The 18,435-nt window shown below is 70.9% G+C and carries 14 protein-coding genes; 7 read left to right on the top strand and 7 right to left on the bottom strand.

What is annotated here, in order from left to right; genetic code table 11:
• Positions 1–155: 155 nt before the first annotated feature.
• The 7 genes from ABD299_RS02215 (at position 156) to pulA (ending at position 13,918) form a co-directional block, all read left to right on the top strand.
• The gene (locus ABD299_RS02215; RefSeq protein WP_344258361.1) at positions 156–1,418 is read left to right on the top strand and encodes an extracellular solute-binding protein; all 1,263 of its coding nucleotides are present in this window, start codon (positions 156–158) and stop codon (positions 1,416–1,418) included.
• Positions 1,419–1,479: 61 nt separating this feature from the next.
• Positions 1,480–2,490 (top strand): carbohydrate ABC transporter permease, encoded by a 1,011-nt coding sequence (locus ABD299_RS02210; RefSeq protein WP_344258360.1) that lies wholly within the window; start codon positions 1,480–1,482, stop codon positions 2,488–2,490.
• A gap of 2 nt (positions 2,491–2,492) precedes the next feature.
• The gene (locus ABD299_RS02205) at positions 2,493–3,416 is read left to right on the top strand and encodes a sugar ABC transporter permease (protein ID WP_344258359.1); all 924 of its coding nucleotides are present in this window, start codon (positions 2,493–2,495) and stop codon (positions 3,414–3,416) included.
• 105 nt (positions 3,417–3,521) lie between these two features.
• The gene (locus ABD299_RS02200; RefSeq protein WP_344258358.1) at positions 3,522–5,189 is read left to right on the top strand and encodes a glycoside hydrolase family 13 protein; all 1,668 of its coding nucleotides are present in this window, start codon (positions 3,522–3,524) and stop codon (positions 5,187–5,189) included.
• Positions 5,174–6,226 carry a LacI family DNA-binding transcriptional regulator gene (locus ABD299_RS02195; RefSeq protein ID WP_425581236.1) on the top strand — a complete coding sequence of 351 codons (1,053 nt, stop codon included), beginning with the start codon at positions 5,174–5,176 and terminating at the stop codon, positions 6,224–6,226. Before ABD299_RS02200 ends, ABD299_RS02195 begins: the two co-directional genes overlap by 16 nt.
• Positions 6,227–6,625: 399 nt before the next feature.
• On the top strand, positions 6,626–8,356 hold the full coding sequence (locus ABD299_RS02190; protein ID WP_344258356.1) for a carbohydrate-binding module family 20 domain-containing protein: 1,731 nt from the start codon (positions 6,626–6,628) through the stop codon (positions 8,354–8,356).
• Between the two features lie 18 nt (positions 8,357–8,374).
• Positions 8,375–13,918 (top strand): pullulanase-type alpha-1,6-glucosidase, encoded by a 5,544-nt coding sequence (gene pulA / locus ABD299_RS02185; protein ID WP_425581235.1) that lies wholly within the window; start codon positions 8,375–8,377, stop codon positions 13,916–13,918.
• Between the two features lie 90 nt (positions 13,919–14,008).
• On the opposite strand, the gene ABD299_RS02180 is transcribed toward pulA, so the two are convergent.
• The 7 genes from ABD299_RS02180 to ABD299_RS02150 form a co-directional block, all read right to left on the bottom strand.
• Complete coding sequence (locus tag ABD299_RS02180; RefSeq protein WP_344258355.1) at positions 14,009–14,371, bottom strand: DUF4180 domain-containing protein; 363 nt, start codon at positions 14,369–14,371, stop codon at positions 14,009–14,011.
• Between the two features lie 7 nt (positions 14,372–14,378).
• Positions 14,379–14,885: a DinB family protein gene (locus ABD299_RS02175; protein ID WP_344258354.1), complete on the bottom strand. Its 507-nt coding sequence runs from the start codon at positions 14,883–14,885 to the stop codon at positions 14,379–14,381.
• 51 nt (positions 14,886–14,936) lie between these two features.
• The gene (locus ABD299_RS02170) at positions 14,937–15,482 is read right to left on the bottom strand and encodes a DinB family protein (RefSeq protein ID WP_344258353.1); all 546 of its coding nucleotides are present in this window, start codon (positions 15,480–15,482) and stop codon (positions 14,937–14,939) included.
• Positions 15,483–15,583: 101 nt separating this feature from the next.
• Entirely contained in the window at positions 15,584–16,330 is a 747-nt protein-coding gene (locus tag ABD299_RS02165; protein ID WP_344258352.1) for a peptidoglycan recognition protein family protein, read from the bottom strand.
• Positions 16,330–16,578 (bottom strand): twin-arginine translocation signal domain-containing protein, encoded by a 249-nt coding sequence (locus tag ABD299_RS02160; RefSeq protein WP_344258350.1) that lies wholly within the window; start codon positions 16,576–16,578, stop codon positions 16,330–16,332. The genes ABD299_RS02165 and ABD299_RS02160 overlap by 1 nt, the downstream gene beginning before the upstream one ends.
• A 196-nt stretch (positions 16,579–16,774) precedes the next feature.
• Positions 16,775–17,074, bottom strand: a complete 300-nt coding sequence (locus tag ABD299_RS02155; RefSeq protein ID WP_344258348.1) for a hypothetical protein — start codon at positions 17,072–17,074, stop codon at positions 16,775–16,777.
• 201 nt (positions 17,075–17,275) lie between these two features.
• A complete protein-coding gene (locus ABD299_RS02150; RefSeq protein ID WP_344258347.1) occupies positions 17,276–18,421 on the bottom strand; it encodes an alkaline phosphatase PhoX in 1,146 nt (381 codons plus the stop codon).
• Positions 18,422–18,435 lie beyond the last annotated feature (14 nt).

Genomic DNA, 18,435 nt, shown 5'->3' with positions numbered 1-18,435 from the left:
CCTTGCGGGGTCGCTTGCAGAAAATTGCCGCAAGCTCTTTCCAAAGGATTGCGCCCCTGTTACGTTCCAGTTCAGGCCCGGCGCCGCAGCGGCGCGATGTGACGGGGGTATGACCCAGCCCTCCGAAAACGGGCATATGGCTTGAAGGAGTTCACATGCGGCGCAGCATAGGGACGACGGCTGTCGTGGCCGCTCTGGCGCTTGCGGCAACGGCTTGCGGCAGCGACAACGGAGACGACAACGCCGCCGGCGGGGGAACGGACGGCGAGCTGTCCGGCACGGTCACGTTCTGGGACACCTCCGGGGACGCGGAGAAGGGCACGTTCGAGGAGCTCGCCAAAGGCTTCACGGACGAACACCCCGGCGTCACCGTCGAATACGTCAATGTCGGATTCGACGGGGCCCAGGACCGCTTCAAGAACGCCGCCCAGGCCGGCGAGGCGCCCGATGTGATGCGCACCGAAGTGGCCTGGGTCTCGGAGTTCGCCCAGCTCGGCTACCTCAAGCCGCTGGACGGCACCGCCGCGGTGGACGGCCAGGACGACTTCCTGGGCGCCCCCTGGAGCAGCACCCAGTACGACGGCGCCACGTACGCGGTGCCCCAGGTCACCGACACCCTGGCGCTCTTCTACAACAAGGAGCTGCTGGAGGAGGCCGGCGTCGAGGTCCCCGAGACCCTGGAGGACATCAAGAACTCCACCGAGGCGTTCGAGGAGATCGGCGTCACCCCGCTGTACCTGCGCGGCGACGACGCCTACTGGTTCTTCCCCTTCATCTACGGCGAGGGCGGCGACCTGCTGGACGCCGAGGCCGAGAAGGTCACCATCGGTGAGCCGGCCGGCGTCCGGGCCTTCGAGCAGATCAAGGACCTGGTGGACTCCGGCGCGGCCACCACCGACCTCACCGACGGCTGGGACAACATGATGACCCAGTTCGGCAACGGCGACGTCGCCATGATGATCAACGGCCCGTGGGCCATCAACGACGCCTACAACGGCATCGGCGAGGAGAACGTCGGGGTCGCCCCGATGCCGGCCGGCAGCGAGGGCCAGGGCGCCCCGCTGGGCGGCTGGAACTACTCCCTCTACACCGGTTCGGCGAACCAGGAGGCCGCCGAGGAGTTCATCCGCTACATGGCCTCGGCGGACTCCCAGCAGACGCTGACCGAGGAGCTCAACCTGCTGCCGACCCGCGCCTCGGTCTACGAGCAGTCGTCGGTCCAGGAGAACGAGATGGTCGCGTTCTTCGGCCCGGCCGTGGAGGTCGCCCACGGGCGCCCCTGGATCCCGCAGGCGGGCGGTCTCTTCGACCCGCTGCGCGACGAGATCCAGCGCACCCTCGACGAGGTCGTCACCCCGGAAGAGGCCGCCTCGAACGTGGCCGACAAGTACCGCGACCTTCTCGACGGCTGGGAGTGACCCCCGCCCCGGGGTCACCACGCCGATCCGGCTGACACACACGAAGGGCTGACCGACAACCATGGCTGTCGACCACAGCCAGTCGGTGGCGACGGCCGCGGGCGCCGAGAAGGGCGCCCGCGGCCCGCGCCGCAGGACTGACACACCTCCCGGCCGGCTGCGCCGCGCACTGGCCCCCCATTGGTACGCGTGGAGCATGATCGCCCCGGTGGTGGTCGTGATCGCCGGCATCATCGGCTACCCGCTGGCGCGCGGGGTCTGGCTCTCCCTGACGAACGCCAACGAGGCGAACGTCCAGCGCAACCTGGGCGCCACCACCATCGAGGCCACCTACGAGTTCGTCGGCCTGGACAACTACATCGACGTCCTGACCAGCTCCCACTTCTGGGACCGGCTGGGCTGGACCACGGTGTGGACCGTCGCCTGCGTCGCCATCACCTTCACCATCGGCCTCACACTGGCCAACATGCTCAACCGCAAGGTGACCGGCCGGACCGCCTACCGGATCGCGCTGATCCTGCCCTGGGGCGTCCCGGCGTTCGTCTCCGTCTTCGCCTGGCGGCTGCTGTTCAACGGCAACGGCATCTTCAACAGCGTCCTGCAGGGAAACGGCTTCGAGGCGATCCGCTGGCTGGAGAACCCCTTCTGGGCCAAGTTCTCGGTGATCTCCGTCAACGTCTGGCTGGGCGTGCCCTTCATGCTGGTCGCCATGCTCGGTGCCCTGCAGTCCATCCCCGAGGAGCAGTACGAGGCCGCGGAGATGGACGGCGCGGGGGCCTGGCAGCGCTTCTGGTACATCACCCTGCCCGGTGTCCGCTCGGTCGCCAGCACCGTGATCCTGCTGAGCACCATCTGGACCTTCAACATGTTCCCGGTGATCTTCCTGCTGACGCAGGGAGGCCCCTACGGCACCTCGGAGATCCTGGTCACCGAGGCGTTCCGGATCGGCTTCACGCACAGCCCGCGGGACTTCGCCGGCTCGGCCACCTGGGGCGTCATCATCCTGCTGCTCCTGTCCGTCTTCGCGGTGATCTACCGCCGCTCGCTCCGCAAGCAGGGAGAGGTGTGGTAGCGATGGCCACCCAGACGACCCCGGCATCCCTGGGGACACCCCCCGCCCCGGACACCGCGGGCACCGGAGCGCGCCGACCCCGCGGCCGGCGCGTGATCAGGCGCGGCGAGCGCGGCCGTGCGGCCTCCGCGGGCCTGCACCTCGGGCTGCTCGCCGCCTCCTGCATCGCGCTGTTCCCCCCGCTGTGGCTGCTGGTCACCTCCTTCAAGCCGCGCGGCGACGCCTTCAGCCTCGACCTGGTGAAGAACTTCACCTTCGCCAACTACGACTACGTCCTCAACGACACCAAGTTCCTGACGTGGTTCGGCAACTCGCTGCTCATCGTGGTCCTCACGGTGACCATCGCGGTGTTCATCGCTTCCACCACCGGCTACGCGCTCAGCCGCTTCCGGTTCCCCGGCATGCGGCCGCTGCTGTGGACCCTGCTCATCACCCAGATGTTCCCGGTGGCGGTGCTCATCGTGCCGCTGTACAACCTGATGGCGATGTTCGGCCTGCTCAACCAGCCCGTCGGCCTGGTGATCACCTACCTGACGATCGCCGTGCCGTTCTGTGCCTGGATGATGAAGGGCTTCTTCGACACCATCCCCGTCTCCATCGACGAGTCCGGCCGTGTCGACGGGCTCAACCCGTTCGGCACCTTCTGGCGGCTCATCCTGCCGCTCGCCAAGCCCGGCCTGGCGGTCACCGGCTTCTACAGCTTCGTCACCGCCTGGGCCGAAGTCGCCTACGCCACCGCCTTCATGACCGGCGAGGACAAGCTCACCCTCGCCGGCGGCCTGCAGACCTTCGTCAACCAGTACAACAACAACTGGGGAGCGATGACCGCCGCGGGCGTGCTCATCGCGGTTCCCGCCGCCGTGGTCTTCGGGTACGCCCAGCGCTACCTCGTCTCCGGCATGACCTCGGGCGCCGTCAAGTCCTGAGCGGGCCGGTGCCCGTCCCGGAACCACCGCCAAGGCAGGCGAAGGCCCGCCGGCCACCGGCCGGCGCCCCTCCGCCCGCCCCCGTCCTCGAGAACCAGGGATGACATGACCCAGCACCTCGCCGACCTCACCAGCCAGCCGAACAGCGCCCCCACCCCCGCTCCGGCCGCCAGAGGTGACCAGCCCGGCTGGTGGCGCGACGCAGTCATCTACCAGGTCTACCCACGCTCCTTCGCCGACGGCAACGGCGACGGCATGGGCGACCTGCCCGGCATCCGCAGCCGGCTGCCCTATCTCGCGCGCCTGGGCGTCGACGCCGTGTGGCTCAGTCCCTTCTACGCCTCACCGCAGGCCGACGCCGGCTACGACGTCGCCGACTACCGGGCCATCGACCCGATGTTCGGCACCCTCCACGACGCCGACGCCCTCATCCGCGACGCCCACGACCTGGGGCTGCGCATCATCGTGGACCTGGTCCCCAACCACTCCTCGGACCAGCACGAGTGGTTCCAGCGCGCCCTGCGCGAGGGCCCCGGCTCGCCGCTGCGCGACCGCTACCACTTCCGCCCCGGGAAGGGACCGGGGGGTGAGCAGCCGCCCAACGACTGGGAATCCATCTTCGGAGGTCCTGCCTGGACCCGCACCACCGACCCCGACGGCACCCCCGGCGAGTGGTACCTGCACCTGTTCGCCCCCGAGCAGCCCGACTTCAACTGGAACAACCAGGCCGTCCAGGACGAGTTCCGCTCCGTGCTGCGGTTCTGGCTGGACATGGGCGTCGACGGCTTCCGCATCGACGTCGCGCACGGCCTGGTCAAGGAGGACGGACTGCCCGACATGGGCCGCGCGGGGCAGCTCAAGCTCCTGGGCAACCAGGTCCTGCCGTTCTTCGACCAGGACGGCGTCCACGACATCTACCGGGCCTGGCGCAAGATCCTCGACGAGTACCCCGGCCAGCGCATCGGTGTCGCCGAGGCGTGGACCCCCAGCGAGGACCGCACCGCCCTCTACCTGCGCCACGACGAGCTCCACCAGGCGTTCAACTTCCACTACCTCAGCACCGCCTGGGACGCCGCGGCGCTGCGCCGGGTGATCGACAGCTCCCTGGACGCCATGCGCCCGGTCGGCGCCCCCACCACGTGGGTGCTGTCCAACCATGACGTCGTCCGGCACCGCACCCGGCTCGGCGGCGGCCTGGCCCGGGCCCGGGCCGCCTCCCTGCTGATGCTGGCGCTGCCCGGTTCCGTCTACGTCTACCAGGGCGAGGAACTCGGTCTGCCCGAGGTCACCGAACTGCCCGACGAGGTCCGCCAGGACCCCTCGTTCTTCAAGGACAACGGTCAGGACGGCCTGCGCGACGGCTGCCGGGTGCCCATCCCGTGGACCGCCGACGGGCCCTCCTACGGCTTCGGTGACGGCGGCAGCTGGCTGCCGCAGCCCGAGGAGTGGGGCGCCCTGTCGGTGGCCGGGCAGGAGGGCGACCCCGACTCCACCCTGGAGCTGTACCGCAGTGCGCTGGCAGCCCGCCGCGCACACCCGGCGCTGGGCGCGGGCGACGGTGTCGAGTGGCTCGCCGCGCCCGCCGGGGTGCTCGCCTTCCGCCGCCACGGCGCCGACGGCAGTGTCTTCGTGTGCGCCGCGAACACCACCACCGGCCCGGTGGAACTGACCGGTGATCTCTCCGCCCCGGGCACCGTGCTGATGGCCAGCGGCCCCTTCGAGGAGGGTTCCGGCGAAATCCCGGGGGACACCACGGTGTGGTGGTCCGCGTGACGGAGGCCCCGCCGGCGGCCGCCCCCGCCCGGCTGGCCGACATCGCCCAGCAGGCCGAGGTCAGCGAGGCCACGGTCAGCCGGGTGCTGAACGGCAAGACGGGCGTGGCGGCCGGCACCCGGCAGCGTGTGCTCGCCGCGCTGGACATCCTGGGCTACGAGCGCCCGGTCCGGCTGCGGCAGCGCAGCGCGGGACTGATCGGGCTCGTCATACCCGAGCTCACCAATCCGATCTTTCCGGCTTTCGCGCAGGTCATCGAGCAGGTCCTGGCCGGCCACGGGTACACCCCGGTGCTGTGCACCCAGACGCCCGGCGGCGCCACCGAGGACGAGCTGGTGGACCAGCTCGTCGAGCGGGGGGTCACCGGCATCGTCTTCATGTCCGGGCTGCACGCCGACACCAGCACGGACCCCTCCCGTTATGCCAGGCTCCAGGGCCGCGGGGTGCCGTTCGTGCTCATCAACGGCTTCAACAGCAGAATCGCGGCGCCCTTCGTCTCCCCGGACGACGCGGCCGCCACCAGGATCGCCGTGCGCCATCTGCGCACCCTGGGGCACGAGCGGATCGGGCTGGCCGTCGGGCCCGAGAGGTTCGTGCCGGTGCGGCGCAAGGTGGCCGGTTTTCTCGACGAGACCGGCCGCACCGCCGAAGAGGCGCTGGCCGAGGGAATCCTCCGGCACACCCTGTTCAGCGTGGAGGGAGGACAGGCGGCCGGGGCCGCGCTGCTGGAGGCGGGCTGCACCGCCGTCGTCTGCGGCAGCGACATGATGGCCCTGGGCGTGATCCGCGCCGTACGCCGGAGAGGACTGGACGTCCCCCGCGATGTGTCGGTCGTGGGATACGACGACTCCGACCTGTTCGCCTTCACCGACCCGCCGCTCACCACGCTGCGCCAGCCCGTGCGGGCCATGGCCCAGGCGGCGGTCGGCACCCTGCTGGAGGAGATCGCGGGCAGTCAGGTGCCGCACGCCGAGTTCGTCTTCCAGCCCGAACTCGTGGTGCGCGGCTCCACCGCTCCGTACCCGGCGGCCGGCTGACCGCCCGGCGACACGGTACGGCGGCCCCCCGGCGCGGTGACGCACCGGGGGGCTTCGTCGTGGAGTGGGGTCCCGGCCGGCCGGGCGCGTGAGGCCGCTTCGCGGCCCCCGGCCGGCCGGGGGTACTGGCGAAGTTAGCAGGCCGCAAGATCTTGCGAAAGAGGTTGCGGACAAGTAACGCCAATGTGACAAGGGTCGGTCCACCCCCTTGACCGTGTTACCGGCGCGTTCTACGGTCAGCTCTGCAAGGAACCTTCAATACTTTCCAGTTGCTTGCAGCAAGACCCTTCACCAGTTCTCCGGCCTTACGGGCATGGCGCGTTGCCGTTGAGAAGGCTGCACGGAAGGCCCGGACACCCACGGCTGCCGGGCCGCACCCCCACCTCACAGGAGGCGTCCATGACCGAACGACACCTCAGTCGCAGGGCGAAGGGGGCGTTGGCGGGCCTCGCCGCTGCCGCCGTCGCCGCCGTCACCCTCGCGGCTCCCCCCGCAGCGCAGGCATCGCCCCCCGGGAACAAGGACGTCACCGCGGTCCTGTTCTCGTGGAACTTCGACTCCATAGCCCGGGAGTGCACCGACCGCCTGGGCCCCGCCGGCTACGGCTTCGTCCAGGTCTCACCGCCCCAGGAGCACATCCAGGGCTCCGCGTGGTGGACCCAGTACCAGCCCGTCAGCTACCGGCTGGAGAGCAGGCTCGGCAACCGCGCCCAGTTCCGGAACATGGTGGACACCTGCAACAGCGCGGGTGTGGGCGTGGTCGTCGACACCGTCATCAACCACATGACCGCGGGGTCCGGCACCGGCACCGGCGGTTCCCAGTACAGCAAGTACCACTACCCCGACGCCCCTTACAGCGACGGGGACTTCAACGACTGCCGCCGCGACATCAGCAACTACCGCGACCGGTACGACGTCCAGAACTGCGAACTGGTCGGCCTCGCGGACCTGCGGACCGGCAAGGAGTACGTCCGCCAGCGCATCGCCGACTACATGAACGACCTGCTGTCGCTGGGCGTCGCCGGCTTCCGCATCGACGCCGCCAAGCACATGCCCGCCGACGACCTGCGGGCCATCAGGGCCAAGCTGAACAACCCGGACGCCTACTGGAAGCAGGAAGTCATCCACGGCGCCGGCGAGGCCGTCCAGCCCGAGGAGTACCTCGGCGCCGGCGACGTCCAGGAGTTCCGCTACGCGCACGACATGAAGCGCATGTTCCAGCAGGAACGCATCGCCCACCTGCGGACCTTCGGCGAGAGCTGGGGCTTCATGCCCAGCTCGCAGTCGGCGGTCTTCGTCGACAACCACGACACCGAGCGCAACGGCACCACCCTCAGCTACAAGGACGGGTCGGCCTACACGCTCGCCAACGTCTTCATGCTGGCCTGGCCCTACGGCTCCCCGGACGTCCACTCCGGCTACCGGTTCAGCAACTTCGACGCGGGCCCTCCCGGCAACGGCCAGGTGAGCCAGTGCTGGCAGAACGGCTGGGAGTGCCAGCACGCCTGGCCCGAGATCGAGTCCATGGTCGCCTTCCGCAACGCCACCCGCGGCCAGCAGGTCACCAACTGGTGGGACAACGGCAACAACGTCATCGCCTTCGGCCGGGGCAACCAGGGCTACGTGGCGATCAACCGGGAGAGCGGACCGGTCACCCGCACCTTTCAGACCTCCCTGGCCGCCGGTGACTACTGCGACGTCCAGTCCGGGTCCACGGTCACCGTGAACGGCTCGGGGCAGTTCACCGCCACCGTGGCCGGCGGAACCGCGCTCGCCCTGCACACCGGCGCCCGGAACTGCACCGGCAACGGCGGCGGCACCCCCCAGGAGCCGGTGGACGGCGGCGTCTCCTTCGCCGTCAACGCCTCCACGCAGTGGGGCGAGCACCTCTACGTCACCGGCAACCGCCCCGAACTGGGCAACTGGGACCCGCAGAACGCCGTCCGGCTCGGCTCGGACGACTACCCGGTCTGGAAGGCCGAACTGGCGATGCCCGCCGGCACCTCCTTCCAGTACAAGTACCTGCGGCGCACCGACGGCGGGACCGTGACCTGGGAGCAGGGCGGCAACCGCACCGCGACCGTCCCGGCCTCCGGGACCCTGCGGCTGAACGACACCTGGCGCAGCTAGCCGCACCCCCTCCGCTCCATGACCCGGGCCGCCCGGCATCCCACGCCGCCGGGCGGCCCGCCCCTTTCCCGCCCGACTTCTCGAAGGAGCACCGACACAGTGCTGCGAACCTCCCGCGCCCGCGGCGGCCTGTCCGCCGCCCTGGCGGCCGGGCTGCTGGCGACGCTGCTCTCCGGGGCGGCCCCCGCCGCCGACCCGCCGCCTGCCCCGCCCACCGACGCCGAACTGGCCGCCGAGCCCGCCCGGCACGACCTGACCCGGGAGCAGTTCTACTTCGTGCTCCCGGACCGCTTCGCCAACGGCGATCCGTCCAACGACACCGCCGGCATCGACGGCGGACGGCTCGACCACGGCCACGACCCGGCCGACGAGGGCTTCTACCACGGCGGCGACCTGCGCGGCCTGACCGACCGCCTGGACTACATCGAGGGGCTGGGCACCACCGCCATCTGGCTGGCACCGGTCTTCGTCAACAAGCCGGTGCAGGGGGAGGGCGAGCACGCCTCGGCCGGATACCACGGCTACTGGATCACCGACTTCACGCGGGTCGACCCCCACTTCGGCACCAACGAGGAACTGGCCGAACTGGTCGAGCGCGCCCACGACCGGGACATCAAGGTCTTCTTCGACGTCATCACCAACCACACCGCCGACGTCATCCACTACGCCGAGGACTCCTACGAGTACCTCTCCAAAGGAGCCTTCCCCTACCTCGACACCGAGGGCCGCCCCTTCGACGACCTCGACCACGCCGACGGAAGCACGGACTTCCCCGCCATCGACGAGGACTCCTTCCCCTACACCCCGGTCACCGACGAGACCGAGCGCGACCTGAAGGTCCCCGGCTGGCTCAACGACCCGACGATGTACCACAACCGCGGCGACTCCTCCTTCGCGGGTGAGAACAGCGTCTACGGCGACTTCTTCGGCCTGGACGACCTGTTCACCGCCCGCCCCGAGGTGGTCGAGGGGATGGCGGAGATCTACCGCACCTGGGTCGGCGAGTTCGGCATCGACGGCTTCCGCATCGACACCGTGAAGCACGTCAACACCGAGTTCTGGGCGCAGTGGGCCACCGCCATGGACGCCTACGCCGCCGAGCAGGGCAAGGACGGCTTCTTCATGTTCGGCGAGGTCTACTCCTCGGACGTGAGCGAGGCGGCCCGCTACGTCACCGAGGGCCGGCTGCACAGCACCCTGGACTTCGCCTTCCAGGAGGCCGCCCGCTCCTTCGTCTCCCAGGGCGGCTCCGCCGAGCGCCTGAGCCGGCTGTTCGCCGAGGACTACCGGTACACCACCGACCGGTCCAACGGCTACCAGCAGGTCACCTTCCTCGGCAACCACGACATGGGCCGCATCGGCCACTTCCTGGAGCGGGACAACCCCGACGCCTCCGCGGACGAGCTGCTGCAGCGGGCCCGGCTGGCCAACGAGCTGATGTTCCTCTCCCGGGGCAACCCGGTCGTCTACTACGGGGACGAACAGGGGTTCACCGGTTCCGGAGGCGACAAGGCCGCCCGCCAGACCCTGTTCGCCTCCCGGACCCCCCTCTACCTGGGCGACGGTCTGATCGGGACCGACCGCACCCACGCCGAGGACACCTACGACACGCAGCACCCCCTGTACCGCACCATCGCCGGCCTTTCCGCCCTCACCCGGGAACACCCGGCGCTGCGTGACGGCGTCCAGACCACCCGCTACGCCGACGAGGGCGCGGGCGTGTACGCCCACACCCGAACCGACGCCGACGAGCAGGTCGAGTACCTGGTGGCGGTCAGCAACGCCACCGAGGACCGCACCGTCACCATGCCCGTCGGCACCCCCGGCACCGCCTACCGTCCCCTGTGGGGAGTGGAGGAGGAGCTCACCAGCAGCGCCGAGGGCACCGTGGAGATCACCGTGCCCGCCCTGTCGGCCGTGGTGCTGCGCGCCGCGGAACCGCTGCCCGCCCCCGCCTCGGCGCCCTCGGTCGCGCTGACCGCTCCCGCGCCCGGCGCGCACGGCACGGTCGAGCTGACCGCCGACGTCACCGGGGGCCGGCTCAACCGGGTGGTCTTCGCCGCCCAGACGGGCAACGGCGACTGGCAGGTGCTCGGCTCCGCGGACCGGGCGCCGCACCGCGTCACCCACACCGTCGACCCGTCCACCGCCGAGGGAACGCCGCTGCGCTACAAGGCGGTCGTGACCGACAGCACCGGTGCCCTCGCCTCCGCCACCGCGGAGACCACCGCGGGCCGGGCGCCCGCCGAGCAGCCGCCGGCTGCCGTGTCCCGGGACTGGGCGGTCGTCCACTACCACCGGGAGGACGGCGACTACGACGACTGGAACCTCTACGCCTGGGGCGACCTCCACGAGGACGAGCAGTTCGAGTGGCCGGCCGGCAGGCCGTTCGCCGGACGCGACGCCTACGGCGCCTTCGCCTGGGTGCGACTGGCCCCCGGCGCCTCGGAGATCGGCTATCTCGTCGTGGACTCCGAGGGCAACAAGGACGTCGGCGCCGACCGCACCATCGACCTGTCCGCCACCGGCCGGGTCTGGGTCGAACAGGGCCGGGAGCAGGCACTGACGGAGGCACCCGAGGGGGTCTACCCGCCGCAGGACGAATCCACCGCGACCCTCCACTACCACCGGCCCGACGGTGACTACGACGGCTGGGGCCTGCACGTGTGGACCGGGGCGGCCCAGGAGACCGACTGGTCCCGCCCTCTCATGCCCACCGGCACCGACAGCTTCGGCGCCGTCTTCGAAGTGCCGCTGGCCGAGGGCGCCACCTCGCTCAGCTACATCATCCACAAGGGCGACGAGAAGGACGTGCCCGCCGACCAGTCACTGGACCTGCGCGCCCACGGCCATGAGGTCTGGCAGCTGTCCGGCCACAGCACCTACCTGCTCCCCGGATCGGGCACCGCCGCCGTGCTCGACCCGCACAAGGCGCGGGCCCAGTGGATCGACGCCGGCACCGTCGTGTGGCCCGTCACCACCCCGCCGGGCGGCAGCCAGCAACTGGTCTACCACCCCCGCGGCGGGATCGCCGTGGAGGACGGCGCCCTGACCGACGAGGGCCACTGGATCCGTCTCCTCGACACCGGACTCACCGACGACCAGAAGAAGGCCTACCCGCACCTGGCGGACCAGCGGGCCTTCGCCGTCGACCCGCGCGACGCCGACCGCATCGAGGACGCACTGCGCGGCCAGCTGCTCGCCACCCAGCGTGCCGCCAACGGCGCCCTGACCCTGGCCACCGGGGTGCAGATCCCCGGCGTGCTGGACGACCTGTATGCCGAAGCCGCCACCGGCACCGCACTGGGCCCGGTCTTCGCCGGAGCGAAGTACGACAAGCCGGGCAAGGGCAACGGTGGGAAGAAGGGCAAGGGGAAGAAGACGGGACACCATGGCGTGCCCACCCTGTCCCTGTGGGCCCCCACCGCACGGAACGTCGCCCTGGAGCTGGACGGCGAGACCGTCGCCATGACCCGCGACGACGCGAGCGGCGTGTGGAGCGTGAAAGGCAAGCGGAACTGGTACGGCAAGCCCTACCGCTACCACGTCACCGTCTGGGCCCCCGAGGCACAGAAGATCGTCACCAACAAGGTCACCGATCCCTACTCCACCGCGCTCACCGCGGACGGAACCCACTCCCTGATCACCGACCTGAACGACCCCGCCCTCACCCCGGACGGCTGGGACCAGCTCACCAAGCCCGAGCCGGCCGGCCTGAGCGACGCCACCATCCAGGAACTGCACGTGCGGGACTTCTCCGTCGGCGACCCGACGGCCCGCAACACCGGGAAGTACCTGGCCTTCACCGAGCACGGCTCGGACGGCATGCAGCACCTGCGGCGGCTGGCCGAGGCGGGCACCACCCACGCCCACCTGCTGCCCACCTACGACATCGGCTCCATCCCCGAGCGCGAGGAGGACCGGCGCGAGCCCGACTGCGACCTGCCGGCGCTGCCGGCCGACTCGCCACGGCAGCAGGAGTGCGTCGCCGAGGTGCGCGCCGACGACGCCTACAACTGGGGCTACGACCCGGTCCACTTCAACGTCCCCGAGGGCTCCTACGCCACCGACCCGGACGGCCCCCGGCGCACCCTGGAGCACCGGCTGATGGTGCAGGGGCTCAACGCCACCGGCCTGCGCGTGGTGGTGGACGTGGTCTACAACCACACCTTCGCCACCGGGCAGGACGAGAAGTCCGTGCTGGACCGGGTGGTGCCCGGCTACTACCACCGGCTGCTGGAGGACGGCAGCGTCGCCACCTCCACCTGCTGCCCCAACACCGCCACCGAACACGCCATGATGGGCAAGCTGGCGGTGGACTCCGTGGTGCTGTGGGCACGCCAGTACAAGGTCGACGGCTTCCGCTTCGACCTGATGGGCCACCACCCCAAGCAGAACATGCTGGACATCCGGGAGGCGCTGGACGCGCTGACCCTTCGGGAGCACGGCGTGGACGGGAAGAACATCCTGCTCTACGGGGAGGGATGGAACTTCGGCGAGGTCGCCGACGACGCCCGCTTCGTCCAGGCCACCCAGGCCAACATGGCGGGCACCGGCATCGGCACCTTCTCCGACCGCGCCCGCGACGCCGTCCGCGGCGGCGGCCCGTTCGACGAGGACCCGGGCGTCCAGGGCTTCGCCTCCGGCCTGTACACCGACCCCAACGGCTCCCCGGCCAACGGCAGTGAGGAGCAGCAGCTGGCCCGGCTGATGAACTACCAGGACCTCATCAAGGTCGGGCTCACCGGGAACCTCGCCGGATACGAGTTCACGGCTTCCGACGGCCGCCGGGTCAGGGGATCCGAGATCGACTACAACGGCTCACCGGCCGGCTACGCCGACGCCCCCGGCGAAGCCGTGGCCTATGTCGACAAGCACGACAACGAGGCGCTGTTCGACGCCCTGGCGTTCAAGCTGCCGCACGACACCTCGCCCGCCGACCGAGCCCGGATGCAGGTGCTCGCGATGTCCACCGCCCTGCTCTCCCAGGGGCCGGCCTTCGGGCAGGCCGGCAGCGACCTGCTGCGCTCGAAGTCCCTGGACCGCAACTCCTACGACTCGGGGGACTGGTTCAACACCATCAACTGGGACTGCGAGGCGGGCAACGGGTTCGGCCGCGGCCTGCCACCGGCCTGGGACAACGAGCCCAAGTGGCCGTTCGCGAAGCCGCTGCTCACCCACCCGGCACTGACGGTGGGCTGCACGGAGATCACCGGCACCGCGGACGCCTACCGGGACCTGCTGACAATCCGCTCCACGGAGGACGCCTTCGCCCTCACCACGGCCGGCCAGGTGCAGGAGCAGGTCTCCTTCCCGCTGTCCGGCACCGAGGGGGAGAAGCCCGGTGTGATCGTGATGGAGGCCGGCGACCTGCTGGTGGTCCTCAACGCCACGCCGGAGCGGCAGAGCGAGCGGCTGCCCGCCGGCGCGGGCACCGGCTACGTCCTGCACCCGGTCCAGGCGGACGGTTCGGACGAGATCGTCAAGGAGTCCGCCTGGGATCAGGACCGGGGAGCCTTCGAGGTTCCGCCGCGCACCGTGGCGGTCTTCACCCGGAGCTGACACCTCCCCGGCCCGCACTGCCCCGGCACGCCCCCGCCCGCCTCCCGGCGCCGGGGGCGTGCCCATCCCCCGCCCGCCCCCTGCGACTGCTCAGCCCTTCAGCCGCTCGTGGAGCTCCTCCGGGCGGGAGAGGAACCAGGTCCGGTGTCCTCGGTTGCTCTCCCGGACGAAGTCCCGCAGAGCCGGGCTGGCCGCTGTGCGCGCGGAGATGTCCCCGAGGACGACCAGTCCCAGGCGGTAGTTCGCGAACTTCTGGACGATGTCGCCGGCGACGCGGGTGCGCAGCCGGAAGAACCCCTCACCGAACCGTTCGACGGGGACGACGACCCACCGGGCCCCCTGGTAGCCGGCGTCGCCGATGAGATCCAGGGCGTCGCGCTCGCCGCGGATGAGGTCCCCTTCGGCGGCGCACATCAGGACGGGCACGCCATGGACGGTCTGCAGGGTGTTCATCGCGCAGTCAGTCCCCGGTGGTGCCGTCGGCCATTTCGCGCAGGATGTCCAGATGCCCGTTATGCCGGGCCGTCTCCTCGATCAGGTGCAGCAGGATCCACCGCAGGGTGACGTGCCGGCCGTCGCGGACCGGCCGCTTCGCGGTGGCCTCCAGGTCGTGGGCGGCGACCAGCTCCCGGTAGCGGGCGGAGGTCTCCTCGTACCGGTCCAGCAGTTCCGGCAGCGGAACGCCGGCCGCCACGGTCATCTCACCGTCGGGCTCCTCCTCCGACCAGGGGCCGCGGTCCTCCTCGCCGAGGAACACCACCTCGAACCAGGAGTACTCCACCCACCGCAGGTGGCTGATGACCGCGGCCGGGCTCATCAGCGGCGAGGTCGTGAGGGGCGCCCTGTGGGCGTGCTCCTCCGACAGACCTTCGCACTTGGCGCGGGCGGTGGCCCGCGTGTAGTCCAGAAGGGTCGTCAGGGAGGCGCGCTCGTCCCAGGTCTGCGGCAGATCGGTCCGTGAGGTCATGCGCCGATTCTGCGCGCGGCGCAGCCGGGTGTCGAACGGTTTACCGTCCGGCTAGTGGCCGGTGGCGCCGTCGAGGCGTTCGCGGAGCAGATCGGCGTGGCCGTTGTGCCGGGCGTACTCGGCGAGCATGTGCAGCAGGATCCGGCGCAACGAGACCGGCTCGCCGGTGGAGCGCTGGATGCCGGTGGCGTCCAGGGACGGAGCGGCGGCGACGACCTCGCGGGCCCGCTCGCACTCCGCACGCCACACGGCGAAGGCCTCCGTGACATCGCCGTCCAGCTCCTCGAAGTCCTGGTCCGGGTTGTCGTCGGAGTAGTAGAGGTGCGGCAGGTCCTCGCCGGCGAACTGCATGCGGAACCACCACCGCTCGGTGCCGGCCAGGTGCCTCACCAGGCCGTGCAGGCTCAGGCCGGAGGGCGGGACGCTCCTCTCCGACAGCCGGCGGGCGGGCACGCCGGCGCACTTGAGGGCGAAGGTCTCGCGATGCCAGTCCAGGAGGGCGGTGAGAGTCTCGCGCTCGCCACTGGTGCGGGGGAGCGGCTGTCTGCTGTCGTCGGCCCATTTCTGCGAAAAGTTCTCCGCCGGGATGTCGGTCATGCGGGGAGTCTGGCACGGGGCACGGACAGCGGAGTGTGGTCCGCGGCGGACGCCCCCGGTGGCCGGCGGGAGCCGGCGACCGGGGGCGTGACGGCGGGCCGTCAGGAGAACGTGGCGTTCCAGGTGTCAGGACCGACGATGCCGTCGACGGCCAGGCCGCGGCGCTGCTGGAAGGTCCGGCACGCCGACTCCGACGCCGGGCCGTACGCCGAGTCCACGGCCAGGCTGAAGCCGTGGGCGCTGTTCATCCGGGACTGCCAGGTGCCCACGCTCGAGTGGTGGAAGGTGGGCGGCTGCCGGAAGTAGACCCCCGGCCAGGACGGAGCTCCGCCGCCGCCGCCCGGGTTCAGGGATCCGTCCAGCACATAGGACGACAGGTTGCCCGGGCATGCCGTGGCCTTGTGGTCCATGTGCCGGTTGATGGCACTGGCCGCGCCGCCGGCGCTGCGCAGCGTCGAGATCGCCAGGTGGAAGGCGTCGATCAGCTGGGCCGTGATCGTGTCGTAGTTGCTGGAGGTGCCTCCCACCAGTCCGCACACGGCGTACCAGTTCTGGTTGCCCTCGGTGGTGCCGTTGGCGGCGGTCCGCTGGTTGGGACCCCGGCCCTCGAACACGTATCCATGGACGCAGGTCAGGTAGGAGTACGCGATGTCCTGCCAGCCGTTGGTGTCCATGTGGTAATTCTGGATGCCACGGACCTGGGCTGCGCAGTTGCTGTGGCTGCTGCGGGCGACCCGCACGGCGTCCACGTGATGGACGGTCACCCCGCCGTACTGCGGGGTGATGTTGCTGTTGCGGCTCAGCGGGGCGCGGGCGCCCCACGCGGAGCGGGAGACCATCGTGGCCATCAGGCGCCGCCTCCCTTGCCCAGCCCGCAGTCGACGGTGGCGTTCAGCGGTTCGGTGGCCGCACCGGCCGTGAGGGTGCGGGCGGAAGCGCCCTTCGGGTAGATCGCCCCCGGGTGCTCGGGGTAGGTGACGACCGGCAGTTCGGAGCCTGCCGCGAACGTGGAACCGGAACAGATGACGGTGACAGCCGCGCCCCCCACGGCTGCCGCGGCTGTCAGGAAGCCGCGTCTGGAAGTCTTGTGGGTCAACTCTCCTCCTGGCGTTGTGCCGCAGAGGTGAGCACGCACCTCCCCCGAGAGGCCCCGTCGGCGGAGCCTCGGCCCTGTGTATGCAAGGAGGTGGGGGCTCGCCTCACACGGTCCGGGAATCGCGTTCATCCTGCACGAACAACGTGTCGAACACCAGGTCGAAGATGCGAATGGATTCTCACAACTTCCTTGCCTGTCAAGGGGTTTGCCTATTGGCATGAACATGAGAATCTTGTCGGTCGGAGGACTGCCCGAGAAGGCGCAGCAACCCGCCGGAGAGCAGGTGCACGGCCGCTACCCCCAGCAGGAGAACCGCGCCGGGAAGCTGCGACAGCAGTCCGGCGAGAGCCGCACCCGCCGCCCCGGCCGAGATCTTGAGCCCGGCCGCCGTGGTGAACACCTGCGTGCGGACACCGGGCGGCGCGTGCGCGGCCCTGATACGCAGCGTCGCGCCCAGCAGCGGCCCTTCGCAGCATCCCGCCACCGCGAACAGCACGGCCCCCGTGCCCAGCAGGCAGGCCAGAGCCAGCGGTCCGGCCTCCAGGGCCGGGCGGAGCCGGGTGACGGTCAGGGCCCCGGCCAGCGCGCCCAGACGACGGCTGCGGCTCCCCCGACGGTACTGCTCCGCCCGCTGTGCCTCCCGGGTCCGGGTCGCCGCGCACCGGCGGCGCGGGGCGGCCCGGACCGGGAAGGAGACTCAGCGACGGAAGGGGCCGGACATCTCGTAGGTGATGCCGCCGAGCCCGGCCGGGTCCCCGGCCGTCCCTCGCTGCGAGGAGAAGTACAGCCGTGAGCCGTCCGGGGAGAAGGCCGGGCCGGTGATCTCCGAATCCCGCTGGCCGTCGATCCGCAGCACCGGCGCGACCACGCCCTCCGGGGTGATGATGTTGATCTCCATGTTGCCGCCGTCCTCCGCCACGTAGAGGTCGCCGCCGGCCACCCCGGTGACGTTGTCCACGCCGTCCAGCGAGCCGTCGGCGTCGTAGACCACGCTCAGCTCACCGGCTTCCGCGTCGTAGGCCCACACCCGGTCGTCGCCCTTGGTGGTGAAGAAGCACACCCCGGCGTTGTAGTGGCAGCCCTCGCCGCCCCTGAAGTGCAGGGCGTCCGGCACCTGATGGCGGGTCTGACGGCCCAGCAGCGGACCCGACGGGTCGGGCACCGGCTGCCAGCCCACCCCGCCGCCCGCTGTCTCGCACAGCACCTCCAGCCGGCCGCGGGACAGATCCCCCCAGCTGTCGGGGCGGTAGCGGTAGAAGCAGCCGTCCGACTCGTCCTCGGTCAGGTAGACGACCTCCCGGTCCGGGTCGCAGGCCGCCGCCTCGTGCTTGAAGCGGCCCATCGCCGGGTGCGCCACCGCTGCCCGCTGCCCGTACGGGTCGGTCTCGAAGACCTTCCCGCGGAAGGTCTCCTCGCACGACAGCCAGGTGTGCCACGGCGTGGCGCCCCCGGCGCAGTTGAGCGTGGTGCCGCCCAGGATGCGGTAGGCGCGGTCCACCAGCCCGTCGGGCCGGAACCGCAGCGCGGAGGCCCCGCCGACCAGCGGCACCTCGGAGTTCGAGACGTAGATCCAGCCGTCGCCGTCGGGGAAGCATGCCCCGCCGTCCGGAGCCGGATGCCACACATAGCCGCGCACCAGCCGGGAGGACCGGGCGACCATCCGGACGGAGAAACCGGCCGGAAGTGCCACACCCAGCTCGTTGGGCGGGAGCAGCGGCCCGTAGGGGCCGGGATCGGGGGCGGCGTGGGCGACGGGCACGGCGGCGCCCTGCCACAGGGCGCCGGAGAAGGCGAGGGCACCCGCGCCGGTGGTGGTGGCACGGAGGAAGGTACGGCGCTGCATGTCATCTCCTGGGG

It is taken from the genome of Streptomyces sodiiphilus, assembly GCF_039529215.1.
GTDB lineage: Bacteria > Actinomycetota > Actinomycetes > Streptomycetales > Streptomycetaceae > Streptomyces > Streptomyces sodiiphilus.
This window is presented reverse-complemented; position numbering and strand designations above follow the sequence as displayed.

Excerpts from the sequence above, each read along its gene's own strand:
- ABD299_RS02200 (WP_344258358.1), top strand. The coding sequence starts at position 3,522 with ATGACCCAGCACCTCGCCGACCTCACCAGCCAGCCGAACAGCGCCCCC.
- ABD299_RS02215 (WP_344258361.1), top strand. The coding sequence starts at position 156 with ATGCGGCGCAGCATAGGGACGACGGCTGTCGTGGCCGCTCTGGCGCTT.
- ABD299_RS02205 (WP_344258359.1), top strand. The coding sequence starts at position 2,493 with ATGGCCACCCAGACGACCCCGGCATCCCTGGGGACACCCCCCGCCCCG.
- ABD299_RS02180 (WP_344258355.1), bottom strand. The coding sequence starts at position 14,371 with ATGAACACCCTGCAGACCGTCCATGGCGTGCCCGTCCTGATGTGCGCC.
- ABD299_RS02210 (WP_344258360.1), top strand. The coding sequence starts at position 1,480 with ATGGCTGTCGACCACAGCCAGTCGGTGGCGACGGCCGCGGGCGCCGAG.
- ABD299_RS02165 (WP_344258352.1), bottom strand. The coding sequence starts at position 16,330 with ATGGCCACGATGGTCTCCCGCTCCGCGTGGGGCGCCCGCGCCCCGCTG.
- ABD299_RS02150 (WP_344258347.1), bottom strand. The coding sequence starts at position 18,421 with ATGCAGCGCCGTACCTTCCTCCGTGCCACCACCACCGGCGCGGGTGCC.
- pulA (WP_425581235.1), top strand. The coding sequence starts at position 8,375 with ATGACCCGGGCCGCCCGGCATCCCACGCCGCCGGGCGGCCCGCCCCTT.
- ABD299_RS02170 (WP_344258353.1), bottom strand. The coding sequence starts at position 15,482 with ATGACCGACATCCCGGCGGAGAACTTTTCGCAGAAATGGGCCGACGAC.
- ABD299_RS02175 (WP_344258354.1), bottom strand. The coding sequence starts at position 14,885 with ATGACCTCACGGACCGATCTGCCGCAGACCTGGGACGAGCGCGCCTCC.
- ABD299_RS02190 (WP_344258356.1), top strand. The coding sequence starts at position 6,626 with ATGACCGAACGACACCTCAGTCGCAGGGCGAAGGGGGCGTTGGCGGGC.